Source organism: Streptomyces sp. HUAS ZL42, from assembly GCF_040782645.1.
Lineage (GTDB): Bacteria > Actinomycetota > Actinomycetes > Streptomycetales > Streptomycetaceae > Streptomyces.
This window is the reverse complement of record NZ_CP160403.1, coordinates 5,942,278-5,959,454: the sequence shown is the minus strand read 5'-3', so window position 1 is coordinate 5,959,454 and position 17,177 is coordinate 5,942,278. Positions and strand designations below refer to the sequence as shown.

The following is a 17,177-nucleotide window of genomic DNA, read 5'->3' as shown; positions in this document are numbered from 1 at the left end:
ACTTTGGCAACAGCGTTGCGAAAGTGGACGGCATGACTGGACGCAAGACGGATGGAACCGCCCGCTCCCCCCTCCGCGTGGGACTCGTCGGATACGGCCTCGCCGGCTCCGTCTTCCACGCCCCACTGATCGCCGACACCGAGGACCTCGCCCTCGACACGGTGGTCACCTCGAACCCGGAGCGGCAGAAGCAGGCCCGCGCCGACCACCCGGACGTGCGGGTGGCCGCCACCGCGGACGAGTTGCTGGACCGCGCCGCCGACCTCGACCTCGTGGTCGTCGCGTCCCCGAACAGGACACACGTCCCGCTCGCCACCGCTGCCCTGGAGGCCGGCCTGCCGGTCGTGGTCGACAAGCCCATCGCGGGCACCGCCGCGGAGGCCCGGGAGCTGGCCGCCCTCGCCGACGAGCGCGGACTCCTCCTCTCCGTCTTCCAGAACCGCCGCTGGGACAACGACTTCCTGACCCTGCGCAAGCTGCTCGCCGAGGGCGCGCTGGGCGACGTATGGCGCTTTGAATCGCGTTTCGAGCGCTGGCGCCCGCAGCCGAAGGGCGGCTGGCGCGAGTCCGGTGACCCGGCAGAGATCGGAGGTCTGCTCTACGACCTCGGCAGCCATGTCGTAGACCAGGCCCTGGTCCTCTTCGGCCCCGTCACACGGGTGTACGCCGAGTCGGTCATTCGCCGCCCCGGCGCCCAGACCGACGACGACACCTTCATCGCGCTCACGCACGAGAGCGGAGTCCGCTCGCACCTGTACGTCTCCGCGACCACGGCCCAACTCGGCCCCCGCTTCCGTGTCCTGGGCTCGCAGGCGGGCTATGTGAAGTACGGCCTGGACCCGCAGGAGCCGGCGCTCCGGGACGGCGCTCGCCCCGCCGCCACGGCCGGCTGGGGCACGGAACCCGAGGAGCTCTGGGGCCGTGTGGGTGCCGGGGGTCCCCCCTCTGGGGGAGAGTCCCCGCTGACCGGCGGCGGCCGCCGCGAACCCACCCTGCCCGGCGACTATCCCGCCTACTATGCGGCCGTGGCGAAGGCTCTCCTGCACGACGGGCCGAACCCGGTGACCGCCCTGGAGGCGGCTGCCGCGCTCGACGTACTGGAGGCTGCCCGCCGTTCGGCCCACGACGGAGTGGTGGTGAACCTGTGATGAGCACGCACGAACTGACCCCCAAGTTCCACCCCGAGATCACCCCGAGCATCGAGGAACTGGAGGCCCAGGAACGCCGCCTGGTCTTCCGCGAGTTCACGTACGACGACGCCTGGGCCCTGGGCTCCCTCCTGGTCGACCTGGCCAGGGAACGCCAGGCCCCGGTCGCCATCGACATCCACCGCGCCGGCCAGCAGCTCTTCCACGCGGCCCTGGCCGGATCCACCCCCGACAACGACGCCTGGATCGACCGCAAGCGCCGCGTCGTCGAGCGCTACGGCTCCGCCTCCTACCTGGTCGGCGCTCGCTTCCGCGCCAAGGGCACGACGTTCGAGGAGTCCTCCCGCCTGGACCCGGACGTGTACGCGGCCCACGGCGGCTCCTTCCCGATCAACGTCGAGGGCGTCGGCGTGATCGGCACGGTGACGGTGAGCGGCCTGCCGCAGTTGGCGGACCACAGGTTCGTGGTGGAGGCGCTGGAGCACTTCCTGAAGGCGTGAGTCGACTCGCTCAGGGGCGCGAGGCCGTAGCGATATGCGGCTCCGCCGCGTGGGCGCGACCGGCCGCGAACGACCCGCGGCGGACCGCTCACCGCAGTCCCCCGGCCCTCCCCGCGGAGCCGCTACGCGTTCTTGAACTCCTGCCGCTGACGGCCCAGCCCCTCGATCTCCAGCTCCACGACGTCCCCGGCCCGGAGGAACGGCTTCGGCTCGGGGTGTCCGAGCGCGACCCCCGCCGGCGTCCCCGTGTTGATCACGTCACCCGGATACAGCGTCATGAACTGGCTGACGTACCGCACGACCTCCCCCACGGCGAAGATCTGCTCCGCCGTGGTCCCGTCCTGCTTCAGCTCCCCGTTGACCCACAGCCGCAGCGCCAGCTTCTGCGGGTCCGGTACCTCGTCCGCCGTCACCAGCCACGGCCCCAGCGGATTGAACGTCTCGCAGTTCTTGCCCTTGTCCCAGGTCCCGCCCCGCTCGATCTGGAACTCCCGCTCGGACACGTCGTGCGCGACGGCGTACCCGGCGACGTGCGCGAGCCCCTCCTCCACCGACTCCAGATAGCGTGCCGTGCGCCCGATGACGACCGCCAGCTCCACCTCCCAGTCGGTCTTGGTGGACCCGCGAGGGACGAGCACCGTGTCGTTGGGCCCGACCACCGTGTCCGCGGCCTTGAAGAAGATGACCGGCTCGGCGGGCGGCTCGGCACCCGTCTCCCGCGCATGGTCGTGATAGTTCAGCCCGATGCACACGATCTTGCCGATCCGCCCCAGCGGCGGCCCGATCCGCAGCCCCGTCGCGTCCAGCGCGGGCAGCTCACCGCTCTCGGCGGCGGCGCAGACCCGGGCGAACGCCGTGTCGTCGGCCAGCAGCGCCCCGTCGATGTCGGTCACCACGCCCGACAGGTCCCGCAGGATTCCCTCGGCGTCGAGCAGCGCGGGCCGCTCCGCTCCCGCCGTACCGACTCGCAGCAGCTTCATGATCACAATCTCCCTCGATCGCGGGCGCCCCGTCGATGTGTGCAGCCATCGGAGGACTGGTCGATCCTCCAAGGCGACCGTCCAGTCCGCAATCCCCTGTTCATGTACTGGACCGTCACCGGGGTGCACGGCCCTCAGCGCGGCCGCATCGAGGTGAGCTTGCCCCACACCACCAGGCGGTACTTGGACGTGTACTCCGGGGTGCAGGTGGTGAGGGTGATGTAGTAGCCGGGAGAGGCGTAGCCGTAGGTGGGGTGGGCGCCGCTTCTGGGCACCGGGCGGACGACGCCGCCGTCACGGGCCGAGGTCCGGGGCAGGGTCCGGTCGACGACGTAGGTGTAGACGGCGGTCCGCGTCTCGACCTCGATCTCGTCGCCCTTCTCGAGCCGGTTGACGTACCGGAAGGGCTCGCCGTGGGTGTTGCGGTGCCCGGCGAGGGCGAAGTTGCCCGCCTGGCCCGGTTGTTGGGTGCCCGGGTAGTGGCCGACGTACCCCTTGTCGAGGACGTTCTGCTTGCTGATGCCTTCGGCGACGGGGACGCGGAGGTGGAGGCGGGGGATGGTGAGGATGGCGTAGGCCTGGGAGCGCCGGGGGCGGGAGGGGGACGACAGCGCGGGCTCTTCCCGGGTGGCGTCGGTGGGCGTGGGCGCAGTGGACGTACTGGATGGATCGGACGTGCTGGACGTGCTGGACGACGGATCGGAGTCGGAGAGGCCGCTCCAATCCCGCTCCAGCGCCTGCACCTTTCGCTCGGCGCCCTCCCGGGCCTCCCGGTTGGTCCACCACAGCTGGTGGACGACGAGGAGCAGGAGGACGACGCCGACGGTGACGAGGAGTTCACCGCCGGTCCACAAGGCGCGCAGGCGCAGGGCGCGGCGTCGCCGGTTGCGGTGATGGACGACGGCATTCCGCACGCGCACACCTCCTCCTCGCCGACCCCGCAGCGGGCCGCAGGCACGATAAGGGGCGGGGCGCGAGGTCTCCAGACTCATGGCTGTCCGTACCTGACTTATGGCTGTCCGTGCCGGCTGTCCGTCCCCTCGAACACTTCCTCCATAGGTTTGAGAAAGGGCTGTCATAACCCTCGACAACCTCATAAGTCACACCCGATGCTTCGTCTCGGCATGAACGGGACAGGCCATTCCGCCGGTGCGACCACGTCCGGCGGTTGATCGCAGCATCGGAAGCATCGGAGCCGAGAAGCCATGATCCGACGCAGAACACTGCTGGCCGCCTCGGGTGGCGCACTCTTCGGAAGCGCCCTCGCGACGGGCACGGCACACGCGGACGCGACGATCTCCGTCAACCCCGCGACGAGCTATGGCACTTGGGAGGGCTGGGGCACGTCCCTGGCCTGGTGGGGCAATGTCTTCGGCAACCGCGACGACTTCGCCGACGCCTTCTTCACGACGAAGTCGGTGTCGTACAACGGCACGACGCTCCCCGGCCTGGGCCTGAACATCGCCCGCTACAACCTGGGCGCGTGCAGCTGGAACAGCGTGAACGGCGAGACGATGGTCGAGTCGCCGAACATCCCCGCGTTCAAGCAGATCGAGGGCTACTGGCAGGACTGGAACAACGAGGACCCCGCGTCCTCGGCCTGGGACTGGACGGCCGACGCGACACAGCGGGCGATGCTGGTGAAGGCCACGCAACGGGGTGCGATCAGCGAGCTGTTCGCGAACTCCCCGATGTGGTGGATGTGCCTGAACCACAACCCGTCGGGCGCGTCGGGCGGCGGCAACAACCTCCAGTCCTGGAACTACCGCCAGCACGCCTCCCACCTCGCCGCCGTGGCGCTGCGCGCCAAGAACAACTGGGGCGTGAACTTCGCGACGGTCGACCCCTTCAACGAGCCGTCCTCGTCCTGGTGGACGGCGACGGGCACGCAGGAGGGCTGCCACATGGACGCGTCCGTCCAGTCGGCCGTACTGCCGTACATGCGAAGCGAGCTGGACAAGCGGGGCCTGACCAGCACGAAGATCTCGGCGTCGGACGAGACGAGCTACGACCTGGCGCGCACGACGTGGAACTCCTTCAGCTCGACGACGAAGGGCTACGTGAACCGCGTCAACGTCCACGGCTACCAGGGCTCGGGCGGCCGCAGGGACCTGCTCTACACGGACGTGGTGACGATGTCGGGCAAGGCCCTGTGGAACTCGGAGACGGGCGACGGCGACGGCACGGGCTACACCATGGCCTTCAACCTGCTCTACGACTTCCGCTGGCTGCACCCGACCGCCTGGGTCTACTGGCAGGTGATGGACCCCACGGCGGGCTGGGGGATGATCAAGTACGACGCCGCCACCCTCCAGGCCGGCGCGATCGAGACGAAGTACTACGTGATGGCGCAGTTCAGCCGCCACATCCGCCCGGGAATGAAGATCCTCGACACGGGCGTGAGCTACGCGGTGGCGGGCTACGACGCGTCGGCGAAGCGGCTGGTGATCGTGGCCCTGAACACGTCTTCGTCGGCCCAGACGCTCACCTTCGACCTGTCCCGCTTCACGACGGTGACGGGCGGCTCGGGTGGCGTGGTGCCCCGCTGGAGCACGCTGACGACGGGTGGCGGTGACCTGTACACGGCACGCTCGGACAGGTTCCTGAGCGGGAAGACGGTGGCCGTGCCGTTCGCGGCGAAGTCGGTGCAGACGCTGCAGGTGGACGGCGTGACGATCTGAGAGAACGTTGGGGGGACCCGGTGACCGCCCGCCGGCCAGCAGATATCTCTTCTTTGTCACTGGGCGGCAGTACGGTGTCCCCCATGCGCCCCGACACGCCTGCCGAGAACGTCGACCACACCACCGAAGCGGCACGCCTGGAGCGGACCGCCGGCCTGTATCCCGAGGACGCGGAAGCCCTGCTGCTGCAGGCCGCGGCCCACCTGGAACTGGCCGGCGACCGCCCCGCGGCGACGGCCCTCTACGACCGTCTGCTGACCTCTGCCGAGGGATTGGACAACCCCCATCTGGTGCGGGCCCTGAAGGCATCGAACCTCTGGGAGTACGGCCATGAGGCGGAGGCCAGAGCGATCATCGAGGGAATCCGCGTGGCCGCCCCCCGCGACCCGGCCCCGTGGGTGATCGTGGCGGAGGCCCTGGAGTCGCACGACGAGCTGGAAGCGGCCCAGGAGACGTTCACGGAGGGCGCGCGGCTCCTGCTGACGGACGTACCGGAGCCTCCGTACTCGACGCATCCGCTGCTGTTCGGCCGCCACAGGGTGAGGCGGATGCTGGGCGTGGCGCACGACGAGTGGGACACGCTGGCGGACACGCTGCACACGTCCCATTCCTCGCCCGTCTCCCTGTCGGTGTCCCTGGACGAGTTGCACGACCCGAAACGGATCTGGTCCCTGGGCTCGGACAACCCGGCGGAACTGGCGGCGGAGATCAGCCGCCTGCGCGCGGAACTCGGCGCATACCGGGAGGCCCTCTCCCGCCCCTTCCCGGTGGCGATCCTGCACTGGCCCGAGGGGGAACTGGCGGAGCTGCTGGCGACGTACCCGTCGCTGGCCCCGGAGTACGGCTCGCACGAGACTCACCTCGCCGTGATAGAGGCCTCGCTGCGCGAGCTGGCCGCTTCCGGCACACCGAACCTGGGCATCGTGTCGGGAACGGTTCCTTCTTATGAGGCCTTCGCGGCCTCGGAGGGTTCGTCACCGTCGGACGCGGCGCTGCTCCCGCAGTACGCGACGACCTTGGCAGCGCGGGGCCGGGCCGTGGCCTGGCCGCCGCAGAGGGGGGCGGAGTGCTGGTGCGGGTCGGGGTCGGGTTATGGGGAGTGTCATGGGGCGGGACCAGAGGCATAACGGGACCTGATGCCGCCGACGGGCGGAGGCGGATGTGACCCAGCCTTGGCTGACATTCGCCTTCGTCTTCGCAGCCGGGTGGCTGGCGTACGGCATCCGAGTCGTCCGGCGCGGTCTGCGCGAGCGGCGCGGCGTACGGCTTCTCGGCGTCCGGGGTGTGCGGGCGCAGGGCGAGGTGGCCCGCGGCCCGCGGCGCGAGGGCCAGGTGATCCACCCTGCCCAGGTCCGCTACCAGGCGGGCCCGACGAACCAGACATATCGCAGGGCGCCGCTCAACGCGGGCCTGCACGCGCTGCGGGTGGGCTTCGAGGTGGTGGTGCGGTACGACCAGGAGGATCCGCGGCGGGTGGTCGTGGTGCGCACTCAGCAGACGTTCAATCCGGGGACGTATGTGGTCAACGGGGGGTTGCTCTGTCTGTTCGGGGTGGGGTTGGCGGTTTGGGCGGTGGTGTGAGCAGCACACCGTCGGCGAGCCTGAAAACGATCGCTTGCCGACACAAGACCCTCGATTGTCAGCGGTTGCTGTTAGAACTGATTCACGTCGGCATGAGGGCGAAGGAGCAGTCGTGGCGGAATCGGGGGAGGACCTGAAGGCGGGCGTCCACGAACGGCTTGTGACTCAGGGTCTGCACGATCAGATACGGGGCCTCGAAGCCGCGGGCTGGAAAGCCATCGATGCCGAGGTCAGCGAGGAGTCCACACCGCACGTGCTGGCCCGCCACATCAGCGAGGCCGTGGCGAGCCGGTTGGCTCGGTTGCCGCACAAGAAGCAGGTGGCCGTCGCGAACCAGATCATGCAGTCACTGGCCGACAGTGCGCCCGACCCGGATGCGGACGGGATCGACAGGACCATCACCGACGGCCCCCGCCAACTGCTGGCCCTCGCCAAGCAGGAGGCACCGGGCGTCTACGCGATCCGCCCGTTGACGCCCCTCTCCGAGACTGCGCTGATCACCAACGCTCCGGACGACCCGAGCCTCGGAGCGGAACTGCGGGCGGAGCTTGCCACGGCCGACAGCATCGACCTGCTGTGCGCGTTCGTGAAGTGGTACGGCATAAGGGTGCTCGAGGACTCGCTTCGCGCGGCGAGAGAGCGCGGAGTCCGCATCCGGGTCATCACCACCACCTACATCGGGGCCACCGACCGATACGCATTGGACCGTCTGGTCCGCGAGTTCGGCGCCGAGGTCAAGGTCAACTACGAGATCCGGTCGACTCGTCTCCACGCGAAAGCTTGGCTGTTCCGGCGCAACTCCGGCTTCGACACGGCCTACGTGGGAAGCTCCAATCTGTCGAAAGCCGCGCTGCTGGACGGTCTGGAGTGGAACGTACGGCTGTCGTCGGTCGCCACGCCCAGAGTGCTCGACAAGTTCGAGGCGACGTTCGACGCGTACTGGGATGACCCCGCCTTCGAGTCGTACGACCCCGACGCAGACGGAGAGCGGCTCGCCGAGGCGTTGGCCCGGGCGGGAGGCAAGGGGTCGGAAGACGACCTCAGGATCAATCTCTCCGGGCTCGAAGTGCAGCCTTTTCCTCACCAGCGGGACATGCTGGAGAGGCTGCGCGTCGAGCGTGAGCTCCGTGGCCATCACGAGAATCTGCTGGTCGCGGCCACCGGCACGGGCAAGACCGTCATGGCCGCCTTGGACTACCGCGCCATGCGTGATCAGCGTGGCGGACGCCTCCCCCGGCTGCTCTTCGTCGCGCATCGCAAGGAGATCCTGAAGCAGTCTCTTCGCACCTACCAAGAGGTGCTCGCCGACGCCTCCTTCGGTGAGTTGCTCTACAACGGCCAGGAACCTCGCGACTGGACACACGTCTTCGCCAGCGTGCAGTCACTCAACCTCCAGCGGCTGGAGCAACTGGATCCCCATCACTTCGACGTCATCGTCATCGACGAGTTCCATCACGCCACGGCGAACACCTACCGCCGCGTCCTCGACCACCTCAAGCCGGCCCAACTGCTCGGCCTCACCGCGACGCCGGAGAGGATGGACGGGCTCAATGTGCAGGACGAGTTCTTCGACGGTCGGATCGCCGCCGAGATGCGGCTGTGGGAGGCCCTTGAGGCCGACCTGCTATGCCCCTTCCACTACTTCGGGATCCCCGACGGCACGAATCTGACCCGGCTCAACTGGCGTGCCGGCTCTTACGACCAGGACGAACTCGGCAACGTCTACACGGCCAGTGACGCACGGGCTCTCATCGTTTTGAAGCAGGTCAAGGACAAGATCTCCAACCCCGCCGCCATGCGCGCCCTGGGCTTCTGCGTGAACAAGAGGCACGCTCACTTCATGGCCAGGCAGTTCCAGAAGGCGGGGTTCCAGGCCGCGGCCCTCGACAGCGACTCGTCTCCCACACAGCGGGAGCGGACCTTGGACGACCTGAAGAACGGAAAGATCCAAGTGATCTTCTCCGTCGACCTGTTCAACGAGGGCCTGGACATCCCCGATGTCGACACGCTGCTGCTCCTGCGGCCCACGAACAGCGCGACCGTCTTCCTGCAGCAGTTGGGGCGCGGCCTGCGGCGTACGTCGAACAAGCCCGTACTGACCGTGCTGGACTTCATCGGTCAGCACCGGGCGGAGTTCCGCTTCGAGGAGCAGTTCCGCGCGCTGACGAACCTATCCCGCAACCGCCTGGTCGACAGCATCGAGCGCGACTTCCCGCAACTGCCCTCCGGGTGCCAGATCATCCTGGAGGGCAAGTCCAAGGACCTCGTCCTCGACAACATCCGCACCCAGCTCAACGCCACCGTCAACACGCTGGCGAAGGAGGTCAGGGACTACAGCACGCCCACGCTCGAGGCGTACCTCCGCGAGAGCCGGAGGGACATCAAGGAGCTCTACAAGAGCGACAACTCGTGGACCAAGGTCCTACGCAGGGCGGGAATCATCAAGGACACCCCGCTGCCGGGTGAAGAGGATCTCCTCAAGCGCGTCCACGCCTTCCTCCACGTGGACGACCAGGACCGCGCCCACGCATATCTGCGCCTTCTCGCGGACGCCGCCCCCGACTACGACTCCCTCTCACCGACCGAGCAGGCGTACGCCCGCATGCTCTTCTTCAACTTGTGGGACAAGGCGGGCGGCTTCTCCAGCTACCGGGAGGGCCTCGAGTCGCTGCGCGCCCAGCATCTGCTCCGCGACGAACTGCGGCAAGTCCTGACGTACGTCATCGACCGCACCGACCACTACCCCATCGCCTTGGACGGTCCGCTCAGTCACCTCCCCCTGAAAATCCACAGCGCCTACAACCGCTCCGAGGTCCTCTCGGCTCTCGGGGTGGCTCGCTTGGGCGGCCAGATGCCCGGAGTCTTCAGCCAGGGAGTGACCTGGGTCGAGGAGATCAAGACCGACGCGCTGCTGATCACCCTGGAGAAGAACGAGCGGGATTTCTCCCCCAGCGTTCGCTACAAGGACTACGCGATCACCCCCACCCGCTTCCACTGGGAGTCGCAGAGCACCACGCCCGAGAACTCCCGGACCGGTCTGCGCTACCAGCACCATGACAAGCAGGGCAGCCACATCCTGCTGTTCCTGCGCCGCTACAAGCGCAACGCCATCGGCAAGTCCGAGCCCTGGATGTTCCTGGGCCCGGCCACCTACTACACGCACACCGGAAGCAAGCCGATGGCGATCACGTGGGACCTCCACCACGAACTTCCGGCTGATGTGTGGACATACTCGACGATTGCCGCTGGGTAGCCATCGCTTCTACCCGCCCGAATCGGAGGCTTGGCGGCTGGCCGGCGAGCGTCATCTCAGCATGGCTCCGTGAGGTAGCAGGCCCTGGGTTTCCGCGATCTGCACCTCAAAGTGCGTCTGCGCGCGATCCAGGGCTTCATCGGCGTCGCAGCCGTGCGCCCTGAGCCAGTGCAGGAGGTCTGTGATGGCGTTGATCACTGCCTCTTCGGCCACCCTCATACTCAACCTGCTGTGGTTCGGGTCGCGAGGCGGCCGCGCCTCCACGGAAGTGCGCGGCAGTACTTCGGCTCGTGTGACGCCCTCCCCGCCCAGGTGTCCGTTCGGCAGGGTGAGCCCCGTCGCCAACTCGCACCAGACCACCTTTCGGCCGGGGTGGAGTTGCACTCCCCAGCGGTCGGCGATCGTGTCGACGAGGGCCACGCCGCGACCGGTGTCGGAGTCGGCATCCATCTCCTTGAGGGAGGGGAGGGCTCGCGCATCAGGGTCATGGACCTCGATGCGCAGACACGTGCCCCTCATCGAGACGGCAAGGCTCGTAGGAGTACCGGGACCAACATGCTTGATCACGTTGCCCACAAGCTCGCTGGCGCAGAGTTGAGCCGCTTCGATCAACTCAGGCAGACCCCAGAGCCCCAGGTGGGTCCGCAAGAGACGCCGAACAGCCGCCACATCCTCCGGCTCGGCCAGGAAAGCAAGATCCCACGACCTACGCGGCATGCATGTGGTGCAGTCCATTGACTCAACCCCTCCTCGCGCACGCCGAGTTGCGCTGCGCAACTCTGCACACACCGAGAGTTGCACTGAAACTCTCAGAATGGAACTCTCATGGGGAGCGGCTAGGAGCGCATACTCACCTCACGCGCCCCCGGCGCACACCACCTTGCCGTCAGGTTCGAACACCCGAGACGATCTGACGGATCGATACAAGGGGCTGAACATATGGCAGTTGGACCCACCACTCGAAGGCGCCAACTGGGCGCCGACCTGCGTCGACTCCGCGAGGCCAAAGGATTGACCCTCGAAGAAGCGGGCGCACGAGTCGGCATCTCAAAAGCGACACTCAGTCGCTACGAGACAAAGGAAGGCACGGTCAAGTGGCCGACCGTCGACGCGCTCTGCCGCGAGTACAGCGCCTCCGACGAGGAGCGTGGCGCCCTTGTGGAACTTGCGAAAGGCGCCAAGATCCAGGGCTGGTGGCGATCACTCGCCGACCCCATCCCCGACTCCATGAACCTCATGCTCACACTCGAGGACGAGGTCGTACGCGAAGACCACTACGCCTGCATGTACGTCCCCGGCCTCCTCCAGACCCGCGCCTACGCCGAGGCCGTTCACCGGGCTTCGGAGGTGCAGTGCCTGGAGCGGGAAGTACAGCACATGGTCGATATCCGCATGAAAAGGCAAGAACTCCTCGACCGCGACGAGCCGCCGCATATCTGGTGCGTCATCGACGAGGCGGCCATCCGACGCGTCGTCGGCGGGCGCGAGGTCATGCACGAGCAGCTGCAACACCTACTCGCACTGACCGGACGCCCGCGGATCACGGTCCAGGTGCTCCCCTTTGCCAAGGGTGCTCATGCTGCCGCGGTGGGAAGCTTCGCCATCTTGCGAGGCCCCGAACCCGACTTGGATGTGGCCTACGTGGACCTTCTCGGTGGTGGCCTCTTCATGGAGAAGCCCCAGGAACTGGATCGCTATAGGTTGGCGTTCCAGTACCTGAGCGCACAGGCACTCGACCTCGAGTCCTCGGTGGAGATCATCGACCGTATAAGCAAGGAGCTCTGATGACGGCGCCTTCGACGCACCAGTGGTTCAAGTCCTCCTACAGCGGCGGGAGTGGGACCGAGTGTGTGGAGTGCGCCTATGCCCGTGGTGGGATTCTCGTGCGCGACTCGAAGCAAGACTGTGGGCCCGTCTTGATGGTCCGGGACCGTGCCTGGGGGACCTTCATCACCACCCTGGGACAGCACGCTTCTGGGTCATTGCGGTGAGGCCTGGCACCCAGCCGGCGACTCAGTGCAGCGCTTCTATCGCCTTCACGATCATCGCGCGTGCCGCGGCGCCATAGACAGCCATGCTTCGCAGCTGCTCGAAGGCCTTGATGTACAAGGCAATCTCGGAGGGCTGGGTGATGTTCACTTCGGCGGAGATCAGCTCGATGGACACGAGAGTGTCGTCGTGCACGTCGAAGGTCTCCTGTGGCCACAGCGTTCGTTCGGGCGTCGACATCGGGATGATGCCGAAGGAAACCGCCGGGAGCGCCCCGGCGGTCAGTAGGTAGCCCAGCTGTGCAGCCATGGCATCCGGGTCACCCAGCTGGTAGTAGAGCACCGCCTCCTCGATGACCATCACGAAGCGATGGCCGGGCTCGTGGATGACCTGCGAGCGCTGCACACGCGCCGCCGCGGCCTCGGCTGCGTCATCGGGAACCTCCAGGAAGCGGGAGTTGGTGCTCAGCAACGCCCGTGCGTATCCCTCGGTCTGCAGCAGTCCGGGCACCAGGACCGGGGAGTAGACGCGCAGCACGTTCGTCGACCTGTACAGCTCCACGTAGCTGTCCTGCAGCTTCCTCAATCCCGTCCGCACGCGTTGCCGCCACTCGCGGTATAGGGATTCCGCGTGTTGAGAAGCTGCGATCAGGTCGGGGACGTGTTCCGGGGCACCCGTAGCGCGACACCACAAGCGGATGTCCGTAGGCGACGGCGGAGTCCGGGCGTTCTCGATGCGGGACGTCTTGGCGTGGTGCCAACCACATTGAGTGGCCAGCTCAGTGACCGTCAGGCCGGCGTTCTTCCTCAGATCTCGTAGTTGTCCGGCCACCCTCTCTCGTGCGGCCTGGGCTGAGGAAGACGGGGATATGGGCATGAGCTGGCCAGTGGTGTGCTTTCCATCAGTGGATTTCGTACTCGTCGTGCGGGATGGCGCGCTCCCAGACTGCCTCGAACGCATCCGAGCACTGCTTGACGATGCCTGATTCCTCACGCAGTTCCATGGGCGGATCGGCCCAGTCACCGGTCCCTGTGAAGTGATTGAAGAGAACTTGCTTCGCGTCGAAGATCCACAGATCGGCGCCGGGCAGCAGCAGGTCGACTGCCCGCTGCCGGGGCAGCCAACGCACCTGCTCGCCAGCAGCAACGTTGACGGCGGTTCCGGCGTGCTCGTACCGGATGTAGTCGGTGACCGGTTCGGACACGATGCGAACACGCCGTACGACGACCCCACGGGCGACCGCACGGGAGATCATGTCCACCCAGGGCGCCCAGTAATCCGAGGCCGGATCGGTGTCCCGCAGACCGGTATCCAGCCAGGCATTGAAGTCGTCGGCCTCATCGCCCACGGCGTACTGGTCACGCATTTCGAGGTGTACGGCGTAGCGCTGCGCAGCTTCCATCAGCTCGTCAAAGCTGGGCACGTTCTGCTGCATCGCAGGCCTCCCTCAGGATCGGCACGAGTCGTGCAGGGACACGAATCACCGTCTCATGGTCAGGGATGCCCTTCGCGTGCCCAGGCGCCGTGTTCTGCACGCACTGAGCCAGCGTCTCTTCGTCGGCCGTGTAGCTCTGGATCACGATGTCCGCGCTCTCCAGGTCCACCCACGCCGTTGGCGACCCGTTCTTACCGGTATCGGGGTCGATACCGATGAACTGTAAGCGCATGGCTGCCTCCCGATGAGTGTGCGTTGATGTGCATCAAACTCATGCCATACCGACTTGAGTCAAGGGCGTGAAGTAGCTAAAGACCTATTCGGATGGATGCGCGCACATCCATGCACATCGCTGGCTGTGCCGCCTACCACGCTCATAGCGTCGTGATCAGCCGCCCGCTTCAGCTCTCTGCACATACGCACAGCGCACCGCGAGCCGGGCTGACGACAACAACCCCGAAGGTCCTCCAACTGCGAGGTGAATCCGTGCTCTGCGCAACCCCGTCAGGTCCCGACAGGCCCCCTGGCCCCACCCCGCCCAGCAGCAGCTCGAGCGCAAAGGAGGCCACGCGATGACAACCGCCATCGCCGCCGGAACGCGCACCGGCCGCTCCCTCGTCACCGACGCCGAGTTCGACATGCTCGCCGCGTTCTGCGCGGACGAGTACGGCCTGGAACGCTGTGTCGCCGATCGCGTCGTCGACCAGGCACTCGCCCTGGTCTACGTGATGGGCACGACCGGCGAGGGTGCCGGCATGGCGCCGTCTCAGCAGGTCGATTCGGGGTGGCACACGCTGATCCTGCACACCGGCTGGTACGCCGACTGGTGCCAGCAGCACTTCGGCTACTTCCTGCACCACCAGCCGAACTCAAAGGTCCGCACGCGCGGGCTGATGGTCGGCGTCGTGGACAGGATCAGGTCCGCCGGCTTCGAAGTCGACGAGCGGCTGTGGGGTACGGCCGCCGACTGCAACCCGCCCGCCTGTTGCGGCGACGGACCCTGCTGCTGATCCGCGCTCCCCAGCCGCTCCCCCGACAGGGCGGGCCGGCCGTCACGAGGTCGGCCCGCCCCACCCAGAGCCAGAACGGACTCACCCCGTGTCTCTGACCGAGCTGACCGCGACCGGTCGCGTGACCGTCTTCCCCCTCGAGAGCTTCACCGTCGCCTACACCACCCAGTCCAGCGACCAGCGCGGCCTGGGCGACATCGGGCTCGTCATGATCGTCGACGAACAGAGCAACGGCGACGAGCTGTGGCGCCTGGCACGGGATCTGGGCGGTCGCCTCAACGGCGGAGACCAGGCCCGCTGGATCCTCACCCAGGCGAGCCGCGCCCGGATGGTCAAGACGTACACGGACCTGACCGACGCGGCCTGGACGGCGTACATCCGTCGGCGCTTCGAACTCAAGGCGCTCTTCGCGAACCACGACGTCCTGATGACCGGCCGGATTGCGCTACCCGGCCTCTGAGACAAGCGGCGTCGACAGCGCCGGTAAGTCATGCTGACGCAAGCTGTGACGGGAATCGGCTTTACAGCTGACACTCCCTGTAGGACAGAAACATCAAGGAGCCAACGATCGTGGGCGCACAGCACACGGAGACACCCGTTCCTTCGCCGTTGCCGTAGAGGACCATCGGCGACATTCGGGCCGCCCTGCGCTCCGGGCACGGCTTCCCTGGCGACCAGGAGTCCTTCGAAGCGGATCTTCAGCGTGCGCTGGAGGCATCGCCCGAGACGGATCTCAATGCGGTCGTGGCAGTGATCGTCGACTACCGGGGCAGGATCCGTCTCTACCAGGACCCCGACTTCGACATCGCAGTGCAAGAAGGCACTGATCTCACGGCTCGGCTGAAGCAGGAGGCCCAGGACCGGTGAACAGCCGTGACGGCCTGGGACCCCGTTACCGACCCGACCCTGACGGAACACCCACGGCCAACGCCCGCGCGGAGGGTTCCTCCTCCTGCGCGGCCTCGGCCCGCCTTCGGGCCCCGCAGATGACGAACGTGACGCTGATCAGCAAGGACCACGACACCCACTTCGACACCGACACCGGTTCCCACCCGTGGAGTTGGTGCGGGTAGGCCCACGCCCCGAGATACGTCGCCGCGTTCTCCGCCAGCCACAGGAAGAAGCCGATCAGGACGAAGGACAGCGCCAGTGGCATCCGGTACCGCGTCCGGCCGATCGTGTAGTGCACCCACGTCCCCGTGGTCACCACCAGCAGCAGCCCGGCCAGTGGCCGGCGCAGGTCCGGTAGCCAGTGGTGGGTGAGGAAGTTGGCGTACAGGGCGACCGCCAACGCCGCGGTGGCGCGGGGGCGGTAGCCCGTCAGCGTGAGGTTCAGCAGGCGCCAGGCCCGGCAGACGTAGCTGCCGACCGCCGCGTACATGAAACCGCCGTACAGCGGTACGCCGGCGATCTTGGCGAGGCCCGGCTCGGGGTAGGTCCACGAACCCACGTGTACTTTCACCAGCTCGAAGGCCAGGCCCAGGACGTGGCAGACGGCCACGACCGCGACCTCGCGTCTTGTCTCCCAGCCCAGCAGGTAACCCACTGCGGTGAGCAGCACGCCGTACGCCAGCAGCAGGTCGTAGCGCGCCACCGGGAGCGGCGGGAGCAGGGTCGACGCCGCCATGCCGCCGAACAGTGCCACCGCGAAGGCGCAGGAGCGCGCCTGTAGCCACGCGAACCGTGCCAACTGCCGGACGAGTTTTCCGGTGCCGTACATGATCTCGTGCATGGTCATGTAGAGCGGTTCGGTGGGGGCGGCGGTTGCGGATCAGGAGGATCCCGTGCGTGTGCGCTCCCTCGGCGGCTTCCGGCCCCGAACCGCCCACGCGCGAGCCGCGAGGGCGATGGAGCCGTCCGCGTCGCCGGGGACGGCTGCCCTCAGCGTGTCGCGCAGCCGGGCGCGGGCGGGCGGGGTGAGGGTCGTGACGTAGCCCGGTGCGGGGCCCTGGCCGGTCAGGAAGGGCTCCCACAGGTCGTTGAAGTCGGCGAAGACGGTGGGTACTTCGAGGGCGTCGACCGCCACGTCCACCAGGCCCGCGCCGGTCCATTCCGTGTGCAGCGCCTGCGGACGCCATGCGGCGAAGCGACGGCCCTCGTGCAGTGCGGCTGCGGACGGGTCCGCCTCGACCGCGGCGTCCCAGAAGCGGCGGAGGAGGTCCATGCCTTCGGCGTAGTCCCACACGTACGCCGCGACCAGGCCGCCGGGCCGGACGGCTCTGGCCATCTCGCGTACGGCCGCGGCGGGCTCGGGGAGGAAGTTCAGCGTCAGACCGCTGACGGTCACGTCGAACGCGTCGTCGCGTACGGGGAGCGACAGCGCGTTCGCCACGATGAAGCGCGTCGGGGCAGGGGCCGATGCCCGAGCCGAAACCACGAAACCCTCCGACCGGTCTATCCCCACCACCATGCGGGGCTCGCACCCGGCGGCCAGCGCTGCCGACAGCGCACCGGTACCGCATCCCACGTCCAGCCACCGCAGATCCTCGGCGGCGTCGAGCCACTTCGCGAACTCCTCCGCGACACGTCGGCTCCAGCGCCCCATGTACCGCTCGTAGGCGGCCCCGGCCGTCCACACGTCGAACCGCTGCTCTTCCATG

General features: G+C 67.6%; 19 protein-coding genes. 11 read left to right on the top strand and 8 right to left on the bottom strand.

Annotation, left to right across the window (positions count from 1 at the left end; genetic code table 11):
- Window positions 1-32: 32 nt before the first annotated feature.
- Both ABZO29_RS27385 and ABZO29_RS27380 read left to right on the top strand, forming a co-directional pair.
- Complete coding sequence (locus tag ABZO29_RS27385; protein WP_367322828.1) at window positions 33-1,148, top strand: Gfo/Idh/MocA family oxidoreductase; 1,116 nt, start codon at window positions 33-35, stop codon at window positions 1,146-1,148.
- On the top strand, window positions 1,148-1,648 hold the full coding sequence (locus ABZO29_RS27380; RefSeq protein ID WP_367322827.1) for a heme-degrading domain-containing protein: 501 nt from the start codon (window positions 1,148-1,150) through the stop codon (window positions 1,646-1,648). Before ABZO29_RS27385 ends, ABZO29_RS27380 begins: the two co-directional genes overlap by 1 nt.
- Before the next feature lie 122 nt (window positions 1,649-1,770).
- On the opposite strand, the gene ABZO29_RS27375 is transcribed toward ABZO29_RS27380, so the two are convergent.
- Together ABZO29_RS27375 and ABZO29_RS27370 are read right to left on the bottom strand one after the other, a co-directional pair.
- On the bottom strand, window positions 1,771-2,628 hold the full coding sequence (locus ABZO29_RS27375; RefSeq protein WP_367322826.1) for a fumarylacetoacetate hydrolase family protein: 858 nt from the start codon (window positions 2,626-2,628) through the stop codon (window positions 1,771-1,773).
- A 134-nt stretch (window positions 2,629-2,762) separates the two neighbouring features.
- The gene (locus ABZO29_RS27370; RefSeq protein ID WP_367322825.1) at window positions 2,763-3,542 is read right to left on the bottom strand and encodes a class E sortase; all 780 of its coding nucleotides are present in this window, start codon (window positions 3,540-3,542) and stop codon (window positions 2,763-2,765) included.
- Between the two features lie 291 nt (window positions 3,543-3,833).
- Here ABZO29_RS27370 and ABZO29_RS27365 point away from each other — a divergent pair, with 291 nt between their 5' ends.
- The 4 genes from ABZO29_RS27365 (at window position 3,834) to ABZO29_RS27350 (ending at window position 10,143) form a co-directional block, all read left to right on the top strand.
- A complete protein-coding gene (locus ABZO29_RS27365) occupies window positions 3,834-5,309 on the top strand; it encodes a glycoside hydrolase (protein ID WP_367322824.1) in 1,476 nt (491 codons plus the stop codon).
- 83 nt (window positions 5,310-5,392) lie between these two features.
- Window positions 5,393-6,436 carry a YecA family protein gene (locus ABZO29_RS27360; protein WP_367322823.1) on the top strand — a complete coding sequence of 348 codons (1,044 nt, stop codon included), beginning with the start codon at window positions 5,393-5,395 and terminating at the stop codon, window positions 6,434-6,436.
- A 34-nt stretch (window positions 6,437-6,470) separates the two neighbouring features.
- Window positions 6,471-6,890: a DUF3592 domain-containing protein gene (locus ABZO29_RS27355; protein ID WP_367322822.1), complete on the top strand. Its 420-nt coding sequence runs from the start codon at window positions 6,471-6,473 to the stop codon at window positions 6,888-6,890.
- Window positions 6,891-7,023: 133 nt separating this feature from the next.
- Window positions 7,024-10,143: a DUF3427 domain-containing protein gene (locus tag ABZO29_RS27350; protein ID WP_367326264.1), complete on the top strand. Its 3,120-nt coding sequence runs from the start codon at window positions 7,024-7,026 to the stop codon at window positions 10,141-10,143.
- Window positions 10,144-10,194: 51 nt separating this feature from the next.
- Here ABZO29_RS27350 and ABZO29_RS27345 read toward each other — a convergent pair whose 3' ends face one another.
- Window positions 10,195-10,878 (bottom strand): ATP-binding protein, encoded by a 684-nt coding sequence (locus ABZO29_RS27345; RefSeq protein WP_367322821.1) that lies wholly within the window; start codon window positions 10,876-10,878, stop codon window positions 10,195-10,197.
- 204 nt (window positions 10,879-11,082) lie between these two features.
- On the opposite strand from ABZO29_RS27345, the gene ABZO29_RS27340 reads away from it, so the two are divergent.
- Window positions 11,083-11,928, top strand: a complete 846-nt coding sequence (locus ABZO29_RS27340) for a helix-turn-helix domain-containing protein (RefSeq protein ID WP_367322820.1) — start codon at window positions 11,083-11,085, stop codon at window positions 11,926-11,928.
- Window positions 11,928-12,134 (top strand): DUF397 domain-containing protein, encoded by a 207-nt coding sequence (locus ABZO29_RS27335; RefSeq protein ID WP_367322819.1) that lies wholly within the window; start codon window positions 11,928-11,930, stop codon window positions 12,132-12,134. Before ABZO29_RS27340 ends, ABZO29_RS27335 begins: the two co-directional genes overlap by 1 nt.
- Before the next feature lie 22 nt (window positions 12,135-12,156).
- On the opposite strand, the gene ABZO29_RS27330 is transcribed toward ABZO29_RS27335, so the two are convergent.
- Genes ABZO29_RS27330 through ABZO29_RS27320 form a run of 3 tightly spaced genes read right to left on the bottom strand, consistent with a single transcriptional unit; the run spans window position 12,157 to window position 13,799 of the window.
- The gene (locus ABZO29_RS27330) at window positions 12,157-13,008 is read right to left on the bottom strand and encodes a helix-turn-helix domain-containing protein (RefSeq protein WP_367326263.1); all 852 of its coding nucleotides are present in this window, start codon (window positions 13,006-13,008) and stop codon (window positions 12,157-12,159) included.
- 25 nt (window positions 13,009-13,033) lie between these two features.
- A complete protein-coding gene (locus ABZO29_RS27325) occupies window positions 13,034-13,567 on the bottom strand; it encodes a DUF6879 family protein (RefSeq protein WP_367322818.1) in 534 nt (177 codons plus the stop codon).
- On the bottom strand, window positions 13,542-13,799 hold the full coding sequence (locus tag ABZO29_RS27320) for a hypothetical protein (RefSeq protein WP_367322817.1): 258 nt from the start codon (window positions 13,797-13,799) through the stop codon (window positions 13,542-13,544). The genes ABZO29_RS27325 and ABZO29_RS27320 overlap by 26 nt, the downstream gene beginning before the upstream one ends.
- Before the next feature lie 340 nt (window positions 13,800-14,139).
- On the opposite strand from ABZO29_RS27320, the gene ABZO29_RS27315 reads away from it, so the two are divergent.
- From ABZO29_RS27315 to ABZO29_RS27305, 3 genes are all read left to right on the top strand, one after another.
- The gene (locus tag ABZO29_RS27315; protein ID WP_367322816.1) at window positions 14,140-14,577 is read left to right on the top strand and encodes a hypothetical protein; all 438 of its coding nucleotides are present in this window, start codon (window positions 14,140-14,142) and stop codon (window positions 14,575-14,577) included.
- An 88-nt stretch (window positions 14,578-14,665) separates the two neighbouring features.
- Window positions 14,666-15,037, top strand: coding sequence for a hypothetical protein (locus ABZO29_RS27310; protein WP_367322815.1), 372 nt, complete (start codon window positions 14,666-14,668; stop codon window positions 15,035-15,037).
- A 284-nt stretch (window positions 15,038-15,321) separates the two neighbouring features.
- Complete coding sequence (locus ABZO29_RS27305; RefSeq protein WP_367322814.1) at window positions 15,322-15,444, top strand: hypothetical protein; 123 nt, start codon at window positions 15,322-15,324, stop codon at window positions 15,442-15,444.
- Between the two features lie 25 nt (window positions 15,445-15,469).
- Here the strand turns inward: ABZO29_RS27305 and ABZO29_RS27300 are convergent, their stop codons facing one another.
- Window positions 15,470-16,315, bottom strand: a complete 846-nt coding sequence (locus ABZO29_RS27300) for a DUF817 domain-containing protein (RefSeq protein ID WP_367322813.1) — start codon at window positions 16,313-16,315, stop codon at window positions 15,470-15,472.
- Window positions 16,316-16,348: 33 nt separating this feature from the next.
- Entirely contained in the window at window positions 16,349-17,176 is an 828-nt protein-coding gene (locus ABZO29_RS27295) for a class I SAM-dependent methyltransferase (RefSeq protein ID WP_367322812.1), read from the bottom strand.
- Between the last annotated feature and the right edge of the window lies 1 nt (window position 17,177).

Excerpts from the sequence above, each read along its gene's own strand:
- ABZO29_RS27385 (WP_367322828.1), top strand. The coding sequence starts at position 33 with ATGACTGGACGCAAGACGGATGGAACCGCCCGCTCCCCCCTCCGCGTG.
- ABZO29_RS27380 (WP_367322827.1), top strand. The coding sequence starts at position 1,148 with ATGAGCACGCACGAACTGACCCCCAAGTTCCACCCCGAGATCACCCCG.
- ABZO29_RS27375 (WP_367322826.1), bottom strand. The coding sequence starts at position 2,628 with ATGAAGCTGCTGCGAGTCGGTACGGCGGGAGCGGAGCGGCCCGCGCTG.
- ABZO29_RS27365 (WP_367322824.1), top strand. The coding sequence starts at position 3,834 with ATGATCCGACGCAGAACACTGCTGGCCGCCTCGGGTGGCGCACTCTTC.
- ABZO29_RS27360 (WP_367322823.1), top strand. The coding sequence starts at position 5,393 with ATGCGCCCCGACACGCCTGCCGAGAACGTCGACCACACCACCGAAGCG.
- ABZO29_RS27345 (WP_367322821.1), bottom strand. The coding sequence starts at position 10,878 with ATGGACTGCACCACATGCATGCCGCGTAGGTCGTGGGATCTTGCTTTC.
- ABZO29_RS27340 (WP_367322820.1), top strand. The coding sequence starts at position 11,083 with ATGGCAGTTGGACCCACCACTCGAAGGCGCCAACTGGGCGCCGACCTG.
- ABZO29_RS27335 (WP_367322819.1), top strand. The coding sequence starts at position 11,928 with ATGACGGCGCCTTCGACGCACCAGTGGTTCAAGTCCTCCTACAGCGGC.
- ABZO29_RS27330 (WP_367326263.1), bottom strand. The coding sequence starts at position 13,008 with ATGCCCATATCCCCGTCTTCCTCAGCCCAGGCCGCACGAGAGAGGGTG.
- ABZO29_RS27325 (WP_367322818.1), bottom strand. The coding sequence starts at position 13,567 with ATGCAGCAGAACGTGCCCAGCTTTGACGAGCTGATGGAAGCTGCGCAG.
- ABZO29_RS27320 (WP_367322817.1), bottom strand. The coding sequence starts at position 13,799 with ATGCGCTTACAGTTCATCGGTATCGACCCCGATACCGGTAAGAACGGG.
- ABZO29_RS27315 (WP_367322816.1), top strand. The coding sequence starts at position 14,140 with ATGACAACCGCCATCGCCGCCGGAACGCGCACCGGCCGCTCCCTCGTC.
- ABZO29_RS27300 (WP_367322813.1), bottom strand. The coding sequence starts at position 16,315 with ATGACCATGCACGAGATCATGTACGGCACCGGAAAACTCGTCCGGCAG.
- ABZO29_RS27295 (WP_367322812.1), bottom strand. The coding sequence starts at position 17,176 with ATGGAAGAGCAGCGGTTCGACGTGTGGACGGCCGGGGCCGCCTACGAG.